Source organism: Mesobacillus boroniphilus (genome assembly GCF_018424685.1).
Taxonomy (GTDB): Bacteria; Bacillota; Bacilli; order Bacillales; family Cytobacillaceae; genus Mesobacillus; species Mesobacillus boroniphilus_A.
The window spans coordinates 704,660-719,313 of the sequence record NZ_QTKX01000002.1 but is presented as its reverse complement, the minus strand read 5'-3'; the positions used below and the strand labels follow the sequence as shown (position 1 = coordinate 719,313).

Here is a 14,654-nt window from a genome sequence, read left to right as displayed (position 1 = left end):
AAAAAAGTGCCAAAAGACCTATTTAAACTTCCATTAAAAGTAAAATATTACTTATAGTATCCACCACGAATTTGATTTTATGCATAAAAAAAACCTCCAAATAATTGAAGGTTTCTTGTATTAGAACATTTGATATCCTTTTTTTCGCAAAAGCCTGATGACTATACCAGCTAAAATGGCACCTGCTAGACCGCTGCTTAAAATCAGTATGTCTGCCATTGCCAATTGCGAAAGCCGCTGACCAAGATCACCGAAGGCTTCACCGCTATTCCTGAAATAGTCGATAAACGGATACTTATCAATAATGAATATCGCAATTAATGGATAAACTACCGCCATGATCCATGACATCCTCAGCAGCATATTCAATAAAAAGCCAATCCCGAAAAACAGGACAAAAAACAATAACATCGAAATGATCAGTGTTACAACCGTCATCATGTCTATATCCCCCCATTAAACATCATTTCTAGTTTACTGTTTGTCCGTTTTCGAGTCAATGAAATGGTGTGACTTTCATCTGGATCATGTTTTTGGACAAAAAGAAAAAACCCCGCATTATGCGAAGGTCAAAGATGCCTTGCCTTATTTTTTTGATTTGCCGGATCCGCTGCAGCATGTGCATGTTTCTGAACCACCGAGCAACAGTTGGAAATAACCTTTACCAGAGCAGTATGGGCATTCCTTTGAATCATGTGTATGCATTTTCATTTATAAACCTCTCCTTTATGATTGAATTTTCTGATAATATATCAGACATTCTTCATTTTTGAAAAGGTCCAAATTTGACCAAAAAACCACATTGTAAACGGATACATCCTATATTTTCTTTAAATATCTGTCACTTTCTCAAAATTTCAGAAAATTATAAAAACAATTTATATGCACTATAATGAAATTGCTGTCCTGGATCCATCCCCGCGGATCCGGGCACAACTTGACCAATTGGTTTATTTAAAAGGTAGTGCAGCAGCAGCGAGGTATCAGGGTCTGCTGTCAATTCGTCAGGCGACATGAATTTTGCATCATACAGCTCACTTTCCTCGGCCATCACCCTTTGACCTGGTAACGGGGACAATAGAAAAACGAGCATATTATCGCTGATGGACTCCCGGATCACACCAGTACGTAAGCCAAGGAGCCCGGTGATCGTACATTCCACACCTGTTTCTTCTTTCACTTCCCGGAGGACTGCCTGATCGGCCGTTTCCCCTTCATCTACGAAGCCAGCTGGCAGCGACCAGCTGCCTTTCAAGCCTCCATACCGCTTTTTGACGACAAGCCAGCGCCCACCTTCCGAAATAACAACACCGGCCACACCAAGCCAGACATTCTCACGTTTCCCCATTCATTTCCCGTCCCCTATGTAATTCATACAAATATTGTACCCTATCGATTGGGATTCGTCAGGGTATCAGTCTGCACTTCATATAAATAAAGAAAAAACAGACCCCATAGGAGCCTGTTTCAATATATCTATTATAGAACGTTGAATTTACCTTTTTTAAGAACCAATGAAGGTCCGCCGATCATGTACAGCGCACGGTTATCGACCATTTTTTTCATGAAGGAAGCTTTCGTTCCGACCATTTTCTTGCCGAATGCTACGCCGATCGCATCATCTTCACCAAGAGAACATACTGTTCCTTTGATATCTGGAGTGAATGTCTCTAGTTCGGATTTACCACGAACTAGTGCCGCAATGTTCCTAGCACATACCTCGCCTTGCTGCATGGCGATTTGTGCAGTCGGAGGATATGGACGGTTGATTTCTTCGTTGATGATTAGTGAGCAATCTCCTACGATGAAAACGTCGTCTGAACCTGGCAGGCGAAGGTCTGGCTGCACTTTTACGCGGCCGCGCATTGCTTCGATTCCAGATTTTTCGATAACAGAGTTTCCACGGACACCTGCTGCCCAAACAACAGTGCCAGCTTTGATTTCTTCAACTTCATCTTCGCCTTTAGCAACGATGATGCCTTCTGGAGTCGCTTCTTTGATTGCTGTGCCAATGCGGAATTCCACACCTTTTTTCTCAAGCTGAGCTACAGCATAGTCCACAAGCTCAGGATCGAAACCTGGAAGAACCATTGGTGCTGCTTCAACACATACAATTTTCACTTTATGGTAATCAACATCATATTCACGGCAAAGTTCAGGTACTCGGTTTGTCAGTTCACCAAGGAACTCGATTCCTGTGAAGCCTGCACCGCCGACAACGATTGTCAGGCGCTCATCTTTCTTTTCCGCTTCTGTATTGTAAGTTGCGAATTGATATTCAATATGCTCCCGGATTTGTCTAGCTGAATTGACGTTGACGATAGAGAAAGCATACTCTTTCAAGCCTTTAATACCGAAAGTTTCAGGTTCAGCACCAAGGGCGATGACAAGATAATCATAGACAATGTCACCGTTCTCGAGGATTACACGCTTCTCATCCAGCTTGATTTCTTCTACAGCTCCCTGGACGAATTCAACCTTATGGCGATCGATTACATCACGTACATCGTAACGGACTTTATCATGGTGTAAAGTTCCTGCTGATGCTTCATGCAGCCATGTAGTTTCATAGTGGTAATCATTTTTGTTGATAAGGACAATGTCAGCTTCGTTTACTCCAACAGCTTTTTGTAAACGGGTAGCTGTCATTAATCCCCCGTATCCTGCTCCTAAAATTACGATCTTTGGCTTTCTCAAAGTGATCACTTCCACCTTTTTAAAATATTTTTGGTCGAATGGCTCATCTCTATCTGCCGCCATCTTTTTTCCGGATAAGTTTGTGATATTATTCACTAGAATGTTCAAAAAAATGCCTTGAAAATGTCACAAAATCTTAACATTATTGCCTACCATTCATCTTATTCTTTTTGCGCCGCATTTTCAAGCGATTAAGTTAACTTAGAAATATTCAGAAAATAGGCTGATTTCACTATTTTACCGTATTGTAAAGGTAATTTTCTATGAAATATATTGTTCCACAAGGAATCTTCTATTATGATTAGGAGTTTATTTTTTCAATTTATGGTATTATAAAAATTGGAGCAATTTTACTACATAGTGAGGGGGATATGGAGTGAAAGAAGATCAAAAAGTTTATGACATCACGATTATCGGCGGGGGTCCTGCTGGTCTGTTCACAGCTTTCTACGGCGGAATGAGACAAGCATCTGTTAAGATTATTGAAAGTTTGCCACAATTAGGCGGGCAATTATCAGCACTTTATCCTGAAAAGTACATATACGATGTTGCTGGCTTCCCAAAAGTCCGTGCCCAGGAGCTGATCAACAATCTGAAAGAGCAAATGGCGAAATTCGAGCCTGCTACTGCTCTTGAGCAATCTGTTGAAAAGCTTGAAAAACTGGAAGATGGAACAATTAAGCTGACTACTGATAAAGAAGTTCATTATACAAAAACAGTTATCATCACAGCAGGAAACGGTGCATTCCAGCCACGCAGGCTTGAACTTGAAAGCGCTGCACAGTACGAAGGCAAAAACCTGCACTATTTTATTGATGACTTGAACCAGTTCGCTGGCCAAAAGGTTGCAGTTTTAGGCGGAGGAGATTCAGCTGTTGACTGGGCATTGATGCTTGAGCCAATCGCTGAACAAGTAACCATCGTCCACCGACGCGATAAGTTCCGCGCGCACGAGCACAGTGTTGAAAACCTGCAAAACTCAAAGGTTGATATCAAGACTCCTTATGTGCCAACTGAACTAATTGGTGATGGCAATGCAATCAGCCAGATCGTTCTTAAGGACGCAAACAGCGAAGATACGGTAGCCGTGGACGTTGACGCAGTCATCTGCAACTTCGGTTTCGTTTCATCCCTTGGACCAATCAAGGAATGGGGCCTTGAAATCGAAAAGAACTCAATCGTCGTCAACTCTAAAATGGAAACAAATATCCCGGGCGTTTATGCTGCAGGCGATATCTGCACATATGAAGGTAAAGTAAAATTAATCGCGACTGGGTTCGGTGAAGCTCCAACAGCTGTCAACAACGCAAAATCCTATATGGATCCAAAAGCGAAGACACAGCCGCTTCACAGTTCATCTATGTTTAAATAAAAACTGAAAAGCGCAAGCGCTTCTCTTAATGCAAAAAAAGCAAGGTCCGCGGACCTTGCTTTTTGTTTAGCATTCTTCAGGTGTTCCTTCACGAGTTGCCGTTTTGAAGCTAGAACCGCAGCCGCATGATGCGATGGCGTTCGGGTTGTCGATTGTGAAGCCGCCGCCCATCAGGGATTGCTTGTAGCTGATTGTTGTGCCATTCAGCACTGGAGCGCTATCCTTATCTACAAGGATTTTGATGCCGTGCTGTTCTAATTGTTGGTCCCCTTCTTCCACTTCATGGGCGAAACCCATTCCGTAAGAAAGACCACTGCAGCCTCCGCCTTTTACAGATACACGCAGGTACGCGTCTTCCGTCTCGTTTTGTTTCATCATATCTTTAACCTGCAATGCAGCTTCTTCAGTAAGAATCACAATATTATCCACGATAAAACCTCCTTGAACCCTTTCTTTGTCCAGCTCTAGCGCCTAGCCCCTCGAGACGCATGTCTAGTTTCGCTTCCTAGAAACTCCGAAACTTCAACTCCGCCGGCAGAAGCAAAAAGCGCTTCTTTGTCGGAGCCTCCAGTTTCTGCGTTTCTGGACAGTCGGCTAAACATTTCTATTTCGGTCCTGCCAATGAAGTCAAAGAACGACTTCACTGCCAGGCCCTCCAGTGCTTGTCGGGGCTGACCAAGGCACTTACGCTTTCCTTATAGTATATACAGCATTTTTCCAATCCTCAACCAATCAGACCGAAAAAGAATTATATTCATATTTCACAACCGAACATCCAAATAAATTGGTATAATATACCCGTACTCTAATAGGGAATTGGCAGGTGACGAAAATGACTCAAATAGAACCGCTCTATGATAAAAAATATCACTGTGAAATGTGCGAACAAGCTTTTACCACTAAAAAAGTGCGTTCCCGCTTTGTGAAAGTCCTCCGTTTTGATACTGATTTCGCCCCTATTTATGCCGAAGGCTTTGAAAACCCTAATCTATATTATATTAATGTCTGCCCGAATTGCGGCTACTCGTTTACCGATGATTTCAGTGCTAATTTTACGCCGGGCGCTAAACAACAGATCCAGGATAAAATATGCAGTCAATGGGCTCCACATAACTATGGAGATAAGCGAACAATCCAGGAAGCTATGAACACTTTCAAACTCGCAGCTTATAGCTCGACTCTGAAAAAAGAGAAACATATCGTTTCAGCTGGGTTGTACATAAGACTTGCCTGGCTGTATCGCTCAACAGACAACCACGAACAGGAATTACGTTTTTTAAAACTCGCCCTGAAGGAATATACTGAGTCGTACAGCACCGGAGATTATAAAGGAACACAAGTATCAGAGCTGCGGCTGATGTACCTGATTGGCGATCTCTCAAGAAGGATTGGCCATACCCAGGACGCCGTCCGCTTTTTCTCAAAAGTCATCGAAAAGCAGAGGCAGTCAGTTGAACCCCAGATCATCCAGCTGGCAAAAGACCGGTGGCAGGAAATGCGTGAAGAGAAAGTCGTTTCGGGCAACTAAGCTCTACCCTACTATGAAAAAGGCTGGCGATGGTAGAATACCACGCCAGCCCTTTTCTATATTAAAACATCGGATTCTCGTCCAAATATTTATAAATATTTTCTACCAGTTCTTCGGGTGTTTCTCCCACTACTGGGTCCCCGTTTACGAGCGCGAACATGGATTGTGCGCATTTCCCGCAGTAACCAAGGCAGCCATATTCTATGACGTCCAGATCGTAGTCCTTCTCCAGCTCTGCCCTCGCCTTTTGCGAACCGCTTGCTAGATTGCTGATACAAAATTCAATGATTGGCTTAATCATTTGTTTCACCTCTCTACTAATTTTTAATCGTACCCTTTTTCTAAAAAATCGTCAATTTCCCGGGCTTATAGCATCCATAAAATTGTTGTTATTTTGTCACAATTTCGTTATACTTTTTATGGTGATTTATTGAACATAAAAATATTGCAGAATAATTTCGAAAAATGTATCCGTTTGCGGATTTTGTAAAACGAGCTGGAAAAACTTCATTAACTGTTTGCGAAGAGTTAAAAAGGGGAAATTCACATGAAAAATCTCGTTATCCTTGGAGGCGGCTATGGCGGCATGCGTGTGCTTCAAAAATTGCTGCCGAATGACCTGCCAGAAGATGTGTCAATTACGTTGATTGACCGTGTTCCATACCACTGTTTAAAAACAGAATACTATGCACTGGCTGCAGGCACGATTTCTGACCAGCATATCAGAGTGGCATTTCCTGAGCATCCCCGCCTTCAGATAAAATATGCGGAAGTAACAGCCATCAATCTTGAGGATCAGAAGGTTGAACTGCAAGGCAATGACGCCGTAGAATATGATGACCTTATTATCGGTCTCGGCTGCGAAGATAAGTATCACAATGTCCCAGGTGCTGACAAGTTCACATACAGTATCCAATCTATTGAAAAGTCTCGCGCAACCTATCAGGCACTTAATAATTTGCCAGCAGGTTCAACTGTTTCGATTGTCGGTGCAGGCTTAAGTGGTGTTGAGCTTGCGAGTGAGTTGGCTGAAAGCCGCAAAGACTTGAAAATAAAGCTTTTTGACCGCGGTAACCACATCTTGTCTGCCTTCTCTGAACGCCTGAGCACGTATGTGGAAAACTGGTTCGATAATCACAATGTTGAAATCATCAACAACGCGAATATCACGGAAGTCCAGAAGAATGTTCTTTATAACCACGATGAGCCGATTGTCTGTGACGCAATCGTATGGACGGCCGGAATCCAGGCTAATCGACTAGTGCGCGAGATGGACGTTGAAAAAGACGGCATGGGCCGCGCAATGGTAACTCCGCAGCATAATCTGCCAGGGTATAAAAATGTTTATATAGTCGGAGACTGCGCAAGCTTGCCGCACGCACCAAGTGCACAGCTTGCAGAAGGCCAGGCGGAACAAATCGTCCAGGTACTGCAAAAGCGCTGGAAAGGCGAGGAACCACCTGAATCATTCCCGCCGATCAAGCTTAAAGGCGTCATTGGTTCACTAGGCAAAAAACACGGCTTCGGGCTTGTCGCCGAACGCCCAATTACAGGCCGCGTCGCACGCTTGCTGAAATCCGGGATTTTGTGGATGTATAAATATCATAATGGCTAATCATTAATTCAACCGGGCCAGGATGCCCGGTTTTTTATTTTCTCATAAAAATCAGCGGATCGTGCTCATTTTTTATTTCTCAACTGGTAAAAATCAATGAAAATTTCCAGTTCGCCAATAAAGTTGTGAAAATCGCCATTAAAAAGGGATTTTCGCCATTAAAAATTGAAAATCGCCAATAAATTTAAAAAATCGCCAATAAAGTTGTGAACTTCGCCAATAAAACGTTTTGCATCATTTGAATAACCTTAATCGAGCTCCAACTACGCCCCTCAGATAGAAAAAGCACCCCAAATTGGAATGCTTTAAGCCGGAACATACCCATATTTCTCTAATTCTGCGTAAATCGTTTTCAATTTTGGGTTTCCTTCGCCGACGATTTTGCCTTCGAGCAGGACCACAGGGTAAAACATGTCTTCTTCGATTACTTTTTCGGCAAATTCCTTTTTCTCTTCCTCTGCTGGAGGATTATGGATATCGACATAAATAATGTTGAATGGCTGGTCTGCATATTTGCGGCTGATCGCTGCTTCGAGCCATTCATATGTTTCTTTTGAGGATGGAAGGTTAACACAGCTTGGGCATAATACTTCTGCACCGTAAACGACAATTTCTACCTCTTTACGTTCCATTATCAATTACCCCCTGTTATTTTCTTTTATTTTACTATACGATGAAAAGGATGCATAAGGAAAAAACTGTGTTCACTGGTTTTTCAGTTAATTGGATAGATTTTTCCGGCTGATAAGATTATAATAAGTATTATGAAAGGAGTCGATTTGCATGACTGAACAGCAAATGTTTGAGCAAGTACAGGAAGTATTAGATAAATTGCGCCCATTCCTTCTTCGCGATGGTGGAGACTGCGAACTAGTTGATATCGAGGATGGCATTGTTAAACTTCGCCTGCTAGGTGCATGCGGTAGCTGCCCGAGCTCCACAATCACGCTTAAAGCTGGAATCGAACGCGCGCTTTTAGAAGAAGTACCTGGTGTTGTTGAGGTTGAACAGGTATTCTAATTAACCAATAATAAAGCGGTTTTGCCTCTCGGCAAAACCGCTTTTTTTATGACCACGATGACCTGCACCCTTCCCTGTCAATCTGCAGCCTGAAGATTTCGAACTCCACTAGCAGCTTCCTTAATTCCCCTGCTACTTCTTCCCCTTTCCCGGGTTCAGCCAGGCAGAGAATCGATGGTCCAGCCCCGCTTAGTGCGGTGCCGAACGCGCCCGATTGGATTGCTTTCTCATGGACGTCTTCAAAAAATGGCACAAGTGCTTTCCGATATGGCTGATGAAATTGATCAGCCCTCATCATCCTACCTGCGAGTGCCCAATTCTGTGTCATAAGCGCGGCAAGCAGTTGGTTAGCAACTGCACTTGCCTGGACACTTCGCTGAAATTCCATCACGGCCGGCAAGACATCACGTGACGTTTCTGTCAGAAGCTCCTGCTTAGGAACGACAAGTACCGGGTCAAACTGAATCTGGTCAAGAACGGTTAAATCGAACTCATCTCCGATTTGACTTCCAACTACGACGCCACCGAACAGGCTCGACCCGGCATTATCAGGATGGCCTTCAAACCTCGAAGCGACCGCCAACTTTTCAGATTGAGTCATTTGTAAACCACAAAATTCGTTGGCCAGTTCGACTCCCGCGACGATAGCTGCTGCGCTGGAACCAAGTCCTCTCGCAAGCGGAATCTCACTTTGCACAGAGACATGGAGCGAAGGCATTTCTTCCTTGTATAAATCAGCTGTTTTCTTGGCAATCTGGCAAATGAAATTTTTATCATTCCTAGGAAAGCCTGATAATGAAGGAGATAAGGGGGTTACCTTCCATTTTTCGCTTCGTTCAGCCTGAACTTCCATATAGAGGTTCAAAGCCACGCCGAGGGAGTCAAAACCTGGTCCCAGGTTCGCTGAGCTGGCCGGAACTTTTACCGATAAGACTTTCCCTCTCGATACCCCAGCTTTAACTAATGGTTCCTCGACTCCCTTCATTGCCGGACCACTCCCCTGATATATTCGCTGACGATATTCTCGTCATTTGGAAGCAGCATTGGTGAAATCGAACTGATGTCAATCGCAGTTGAAGGATCTTTCAATCCATTTCCGGTCAGCACGGCAACTATTCTGGAACCTCGAGGTATTTCTCCTCGCTGTAAAAGTTTATTAATACCTGCAATCGATGCGCAGGATCCAGGCTCAGCAAAAATTCCTTCAGAAACCGCCAGCTTGCTGTATGCTTGTAAAATCTCGTCATCTGAGACGAAATCGATTTTTCCTTCTGATTCGTCACGGGCTGCAACGGCCAGGTCCCAGCTTGCCGGGTTTCCAATGCGGATTGCCGTGGCGATCGTTTCCGGCTGTTCAATCGGCTGCCCCTTGACAATTGCGGCAGACCCTTCCGCCTCGAAACCGAACATCCGCGGCAAACCAGTACTCTTGCTGGCATTGTATTCTTTGAACCCTTTCCAATAAGCGCTGATATTTCCGGCATTCCCCACCGGGATCGCCAGGATGTCAGGAGCGCCGCCCAACTGGTCACAAATTTCAAACGCGGCTGTTTTTTGCCCTTCAAGGCGGTAAGGATTGACTGAATTCACGAGGGTCACCGGTTCGGTTTCACTGATTGCCCGAACCATTTTCAATGCTTCGTCGAAGTTGCCTTCAATCGAAACAATGCTTGCGCCATACATCACAGCTTGCGCAAGTTTGCCCATCGCGATTTTACCCTCAGGAATGACGATGATACACCTTAATCCTGCCCTTGCTGCATAGGCAGCCGCCGAGGCAGAAGTATTCCCTGTTGAGGCGCAGATTACTGTGTCACTGCCTGCCTCCTTAGCTTTCGCGACTGCCATGACCATCCCTCTGTCCTTAAAGGAACCGGTAGGATTAACCCCTTCAACTTTTACATATAAATCGATCCCCCACTCCTCTGACAGCTGGTCGAGCCTGATCAGTGGGGTATTTCCTTCATGCAGAGTGAGTAATGGTGTCCCGGCATTGACCGGCAAGTATTCACGGTATTCACTCAACAACCCTTTCCATCTCATGCGCTGACACTTCCTTCAACCCTGTATGAGCTTTTGACTGCCTTCACAACCCTTAAGTCACGCAGCTCCATTAAAATATTCTGGTAATCCTTCAAGGAAGCCTGATGTGTAACGACCACAATCTCCGCAAGCTCCTTTTCCTTTAATGGCATCTGAAGGATTTTTTCAAAACTGACATTATGGCCTGCGAAAAGAGAGGTGATTTCCGAGAATACACCGACTTCGTCATGTACATGGAGACGTAGGAAGTACTTTGAATTCACTTCTCCATCATCCTTCAGCTGCTTCTCATACTGCGGAGTGACAAAAGAACTGCCATTTACACCAAGGCGCAGGTTTTTAATGACACCAACAAGGTCCGAGACCACTGCTGTTGCGGTTGGCAAGCTTCCAGCTCCTGGACCGTAAAACATTGTTTCCCCGACTGCTTCCCCATACACATACACCGCATTGTACTCATTATTGACAGACGCAAGCGGGTGCGATGACGGCAACAATGCCGGCTCAACGCATACCTCGACTTTATCACCTTCACGGACGGCGATGCCGAGCAGTTTCATCGTATAGCCAAGCTGCTTACCATATTGCAGGTCTTCCTCGGTAACAGAAGTGATTCCTTTCACTTTGACATCATCAAGATCAATTTTCATCGAAAAGCCTAAAGTAGCCATGATCGCCATTTTTCGCGCCGCATCCAGTCCTTCTACGTCAGATGCAGGATTTGCCTCAGCGTACCCGAGTTGCTGCGCTTCCTTCAAGACGCTATCATATGCCAGTCCCTCCTGGCTCATCTTTGTTAAAATGTAGTTTGTTGTGCCATTCACAATCCCCATCATCTTTGTGATTCTATCAGACGCAAGCCCATCCACCAGACTGCGCAGGATTGGAATTCCTCCGGCAACGCTCGCTTCAAAAAAGAGGTCGCAGCCATTTTCATTGGCAACTGTTAAAAGCTCTGAACCGTGGATAGCCATCAAATCCTTGTTTGCGGTCACAATATTCTTTTTACTCCTTAATGCATGAAGCAAATGTTCTCGAGTATCTTCAATTCCGCCCATAACCTCGATTACCACTTCAATCTCCGGGTCTTCCATAATATCGGCTGGATTCACCGTCAGGAGAGAAGGGTCTACTTTTACCGACCTTTCTTTTTCAACATCCTGAACGAGGATTTTTTTCACATTTACCGGGCACCCAACCTGATGCATTAATTTGTCCTGGTGATTTTCTATGATCCTCACCACTCCTGACCCTACTGTTCCCAAACCAAGAAGTCCAACCGAGATTGCCTGCATTTTCTCTTCCCCTCTCTTCATGTCTGTTTCAAATGTACATTTGTATTTGTATAGTAGACATTATAAAGACCAAAAATAGCTTTTACAAGGAATATTTAGGATGCTTTTCCTGTGTAAACGCTTAATCATATGAGGCTGTAAGAGTAAAAAATTATAAAAAATTTAATTTTTAGAATTTTTCTTAGCAATAAAAAAACCCTTCCCGTTCATACGGGAAGGATTTGAAGATTATTGGAGCACTTCTTTGTTGACGATTGTCTTTGGGCTGTCTCCTGTCAGGACAGCTTTAACATTTGTGACACACAGCTTGATCATGTTTGTCCTGGTTTCTGTGCTTGCACTGCCAATGTGCGGGATCGCAGTTACGTTTGGCAGTTCGAGCAGTGGATGGTCCGCGGAAATGGGTTCTTTTTCAAAGACGTCGAGTCCTGCTGCCGCAATCTCACCATTTTTAAGTGCTTCGTATAAAGCATGCTCGTCCAAAACCGGGCCGCGGCCGGCATTAATGAAAATGGAGCTTTTTTCATTTTTGCAAAGACATCGGCAGTAAAAAGATTTCTCGTTTCTGGCGTTAACGGTGCTAGTGACACCACAAAATCAGATTTCGCCACAAGATTCTCGAAAGAGCTGTAGACAGCGCCCAATTCTGTTTCAGCATCATGTTTTCGGGAGCGGTTATGGTAAAGGATCTCCATGCCGAAGCCTTTAGCCCTGCGAGCGACCGCTTCACCAATCTTACCCATGCCGACAATCCCGATTGTCTTCCCATAAACATCATGCCCAGCAAGCAGGTACGGACTCCAGCCTCCCCACTTGCCAGCCTTTATATATTCCGCCGCTTCGACAATACGTCTTGCGGACGCCATCAGCAAAGAAAAGGTAAGATCTGCTGTTGTCTCTGTCAGTACATCGGGTGTGTTCGAAACGATAATTCTGCGCCTTGTTGCTGCTTCAATGTCGATATTGTCAAAGCCGACCGCCAGATTCGCGACCACTTTAAGGTCTTCACCTGCAGACAACACTTCCTCATCAACTTTGTCAGAAAGCATTGTGATTAAAGCACTGGCTTTTTGGGCTTCTTTTAAAATAACTTCCCTTGGGGCAGGGATATCCTCAAGGTCCCACATTTTCACTTCAAAAAGCTTGGTGATATCAGCTATTGTTTCTTCAGGCAATTTCCTGGTGATATATACATACGGTTTCATAGTCTAACTCCTTTTTGAAAGCGTTTCATATAATAGAATAATTTTATTCTACCACATCAGCACACTTTCCTTAGCTAAAAAGCTTCGACTATCGTAATAACCAATCGACTGCCGGAAGTTTCGCTGCTTTTACCGGTGCATCACTCAGATGGTAAAAATGGCTCAAGAACCGCTCATGTTCACTGCTTTGATTCAGATACTTCCGCAAGCGGTCCTCAAGCTGTCGCTTCGTCTGTTCTGATTGTGTTATATAGTAATTTTCAACTGTCTCATAGTAATGGAGTGGGAACAGCAGTCTGGCGTAAAGCAGCCTCCATGAGAACGGTGACAGCACGGTGATTGATTGGTATTCTGCCAGAAAGTTCTTGATTTCCGGCTGGCTCGTCTGGATGTTGGCAAAATAACGATCTCTGACCCATTCAGCGATGTCCCGGCTGCCGTGGTCGAATACCCATTCAAAAGGATTTTTCACAAAATACGTTCCTCTCCAGACCCTGTTAGTAAAGCGCTCATGGCAAACAGTCCCATGGTCAATTTTTGTCGGCTTATCATCAATCTCTGTATCAGCTAGATATTGAATTGCATTTTCAGATAGCCCCATGTAATACGGAAAAGATTCCATGAACATCTTCTCAAAATCGTTCTCCGGTTCAGTATAAAGCTTTCCGCTCCAAACCTTCTCCATCTGATCGAGCCGCTTTTCCCAGAGCTGTTTCCATTGGCCCACCCTGTTCATGCTTTCTACTTTGAATGGGATTTGCCGGCCTCTTCCGTGGAATTTGGCCAGCTTTCTGCCTGTTCTTATTTTTTCAGGCATAGGGACTGCGCGGTTCATCAACACACAGTATTTCCTGCCCTCCCAATCACAAATTTGCTTCCCTTCCTTGTCCGCAAGCAGCATCGATACATTCCGATCCCCAGCTTTTTGCATATGGTCAGCAATCCTCGCCAGCTCGCTTATTTCTTGCTCTTTTACACCATTAGCGTCCATAATCAAATAAAGCCCTTCATTAAGCTTATATCCATGATATCTTCCAAGAGATACTTCTGAATCTGCCGAAATCCCATATACTTCTTTTAACAACTTTTGAAACATATTAGCACCTCTTTTCCAAGCCACTCTTTTACAAATATATGTATTGGATTGTAAAACTTGAATGAACATTACAATGAATAAGCGGCATCATTAAGGAAATGATTTAAAGGAATGATTTCTTTCACTAAAACGGATTAAGCGGAATATTTTAGGTTAAATAGGATATGAGTATGCTGATATAAAAGCGTAGCGCCTTGGCGCTGGAGCTGGACAATTCTCGAAGTGAAATTTTCACTTTCTTATCACAGTTAAAAATAGAAAGGTGATGCAGATGTTAGAAAAGAAACGCGCCATCCATATGACAGAGAAAACTGCCCGGAAGTGGCTCCATGAACGTGGAGTTGAAATAGAAGATATCGCCAATCTTGTCTATTTCCTGCAGGAAAAGTACCATCCAGACCTGCAGATGGATGACTGTATCGAAAATGTTGAACGAGTTCTATCCAAGCGTGAAGTCCAGAATGCAATATTGACAGGAATACAATTGGATATCCTCGCAGAGCAAAAGAAGCTTGGAGAACCACTGCAATCCATTATTGAAACAGACGAAAGCTTGTACGGCGTGGATGAAATCCTTGCATTTTCAATCGTGAATATATATGGTTCTATTGGTTTCACAAATTATGGATTCATTGATAAAGCGAAACCAGGCATTCTGGAAAAGCTTAATGATAAAGAAGCTACCGGCAAGTGCCATACTTTCCTTGATGACATAGTTGGAGCAGTCGCTGCTGCAGCATCAAGCCGCCTTGCCCACAGAGCGGCAAATATAGAGGATTAAAA

17 protein-coding genes and 1 pseudogene are annotated in these 14,654 nt (G+C 44.0%); 5 read left to right on the top strand and 13 right to left on the bottom strand.

Annotation, left to right across the window (positions count from 1 at the left end):
- Positions 1–120: 120 nt before the first annotated feature.
- From DYI25_RS16350 to DYI25_RS16335, 4 genes are all read right to left on the bottom strand, one after another.
- Positions 121–441 (bottom strand): YuiB family protein, encoded by a 321-nt coding sequence (locus DYI25_RS16350; RefSeq protein WP_213370791.1) that lies wholly within the window; start codon positions 439–441, stop codon positions 121–123.
- 144 nt (positions 442–585) lie between these two features.
- Entirely contained in the window at positions 586–711 is a 126-nt protein-coding gene (locus DYI25_RS16345; protein ID WP_158651598.1) for a YuiA family protein, read from the bottom strand.
- 154 nt (positions 712–865) lie between these two features.
- Positions 866–1,348: an NUDIX domain-containing protein gene (locus DYI25_RS16340; protein ID WP_213370789.1), complete on the bottom strand. Its 483-nt coding sequence runs from the start codon at positions 1,346–1,348 to the stop codon at positions 866–868.
- 131 nt (positions 1,349–1,479) lie between these two features.
- Positions 1,480–2,697, bottom strand: coding sequence for an NAD(P)/FAD-dependent oxidoreductase (locus DYI25_RS16335; protein WP_213370788.1), 1,218 nt, complete (start codon positions 2,695–2,697; stop codon positions 1,480–1,482).
- A gap of 376 nt (positions 2,698–3,073) precedes the next feature.
- Between DYI25_RS16335 and DYI25_RS16330 the strand changes: the two genes are divergently transcribed.
- A complete protein-coding gene (locus DYI25_RS16330; RefSeq protein WP_213370787.1) occupies positions 3,074–4,069 on the top strand; it encodes an NAD(P)/FAD-dependent oxidoreductase in 996 nt (331 codons plus the stop codon).
- Between the two features lie 66 nt (positions 4,070–4,135).
- Here DYI25_RS16330 and DYI25_RS16325 read toward each other — a convergent pair whose 3' ends face one another.
- Both DYI25_RS16325 and DYI25_RS16320 read right to left on the bottom strand, forming a co-directional pair.
- A complete protein-coding gene (locus DYI25_RS16325) occupies positions 4,136–4,498 on the bottom strand; it encodes a HesB/IscA family protein (RefSeq protein ID WP_213370786.1) in 363 nt (120 codons plus the stop codon).
- Positions 4,499–4,533: 35 nt separating this feature from the next.
- Positions 4,534–4,713 carry a hypothetical protein gene (locus DYI25_RS16320; RefSeq protein ID WP_213370785.1) on the bottom strand — a complete coding sequence of 60 codons (180 nt, stop codon included), beginning with the start codon at positions 4,711–4,713 and terminating at the stop codon, positions 4,534–4,536.
- A 188-nt stretch (positions 4,714–4,901) separates the two neighbouring features.
- Between DYI25_RS16320 and DYI25_RS16315 the strand changes: the two genes are divergently transcribed.
- Positions 4,902–5,597: a DUF2225 domain-containing protein gene (locus DYI25_RS16315; RefSeq protein WP_213370784.1), complete on the top strand. Its 696-nt coding sequence runs from the start codon at positions 4,902–4,904 to the stop codon at positions 5,595–5,597.
- A gap of 61 nt (positions 5,598–5,658) precedes the next feature.
- Here DYI25_RS16315 and DYI25_RS16310 read toward each other — a convergent pair whose 3' ends face one another.
- Positions 5,659–5,898, bottom strand: a complete 240-nt coding sequence (locus DYI25_RS16310; protein WP_213370782.1) for a YuzB family protein — start codon at positions 5,896–5,898, stop codon at positions 5,659–5,661.
- A 246-nt stretch (positions 5,899–6,144) separates the two neighbouring features.
- Here DYI25_RS16310 and DYI25_RS16305 point away from each other — a divergent pair, with 246 nt between their 5' ends.
- A complete protein-coding gene (locus DYI25_RS16305) occupies positions 6,145–7,212 on the top strand; it encodes an NAD(P)/FAD-dependent oxidoreductase (RefSeq protein ID WP_213370781.1) in 1,068 nt (355 codons plus the stop codon).
- A gap of 305 nt (positions 7,213–7,517) precedes the next feature.
- On the opposite strand, the gene DYI25_RS16300 is transcribed toward DYI25_RS16305, so the two are convergent.
- On the bottom strand, positions 7,518–7,844 hold the full coding sequence (locus tag DYI25_RS16300; RefSeq protein WP_213370780.1) for a YuzD family protein: 327 nt from the start codon (positions 7,842–7,844) through the stop codon (positions 7,518–7,520).
- A 151-nt stretch (positions 7,845–7,995) separates the two neighbouring features.
- On the opposite strand from DYI25_RS16300, the gene DYI25_RS16295 reads away from it, so the two are divergent.
- Positions 7,996–8,232 carry a NifU family protein gene (locus DYI25_RS16295; RefSeq protein WP_041966137.1) on the top strand — a complete coding sequence of 79 codons (237 nt, stop codon included), beginning with the start codon at positions 7,996–7,998 and terminating at the stop codon, positions 8,230–8,232.
- Positions 8,233–8,278: 46 nt separating this feature from the next.
- On the opposite strand, the gene thrB is transcribed toward DYI25_RS16295, so the two are convergent.
- The 5 genes and pseudogenes from thrB to yutH form a co-directional block, all read right to left on the bottom strand.
- Positions 8,279–9,217, bottom strand: a complete 939-nt coding sequence (gene thrB, locus DYI25_RS16290; RefSeq protein WP_213370779.1) for a homoserine kinase — start codon at positions 9,215–9,217, stop codon at positions 8,279–8,281.
- Complete coding sequence (gene thrC, locus DYI25_RS16285; protein WP_213370778.1) at positions 9,214–10,275, bottom strand: threonine synthase; 1,062 nt, start codon at positions 10,273–10,275, stop codon at positions 9,214–9,216. Before thrC ends, thrB begins: the two co-directional genes overlap by 4 nt.
- Complete coding sequence (locus DYI25_RS16280; RefSeq protein WP_213370777.1) at positions 10,272–11,570, bottom strand: homoserine dehydrogenase; 1,299 nt, start codon at positions 11,568–11,570, stop codon at positions 10,272–10,274. The genes thrC and DYI25_RS16280 overlap by 4 nt, the downstream gene beginning before the upstream one ends.
- A gap of 228 nt (positions 11,571–11,798) precedes the next feature.
- Positions 11,799–12,703: pseudogene (locus DYI25_RS16275) on the bottom strand (2-hydroxyacid dehydrogenase).
- A 160-nt stretch (positions 12,704–12,863) separates the two neighbouring features.
- On the bottom strand, positions 12,864–13,871 hold the full coding sequence (gene yutH, locus DYI25_RS16270; protein ID WP_213370776.1) for a spore coat putative kinase YutH: 1,008 nt from the start codon (positions 13,869–13,871) through the stop codon (positions 12,864–12,866).
- A gap of 271 nt (positions 13,872–14,142) precedes the next feature.
- Here yutH and DYI25_RS16265 point away from each other — a divergent pair, with 271 nt between their 5' ends.
- Entirely contained in the window at positions 14,143–14,652 is a 510-nt protein-coding gene (locus DYI25_RS16265) for a phosphatidylglycerophosphatase A family protein (RefSeq protein WP_213370775.1), read from the top strand.
- The last annotated feature ends 2 nt before the right edge of the window (positions 14,653–14,654 follow it).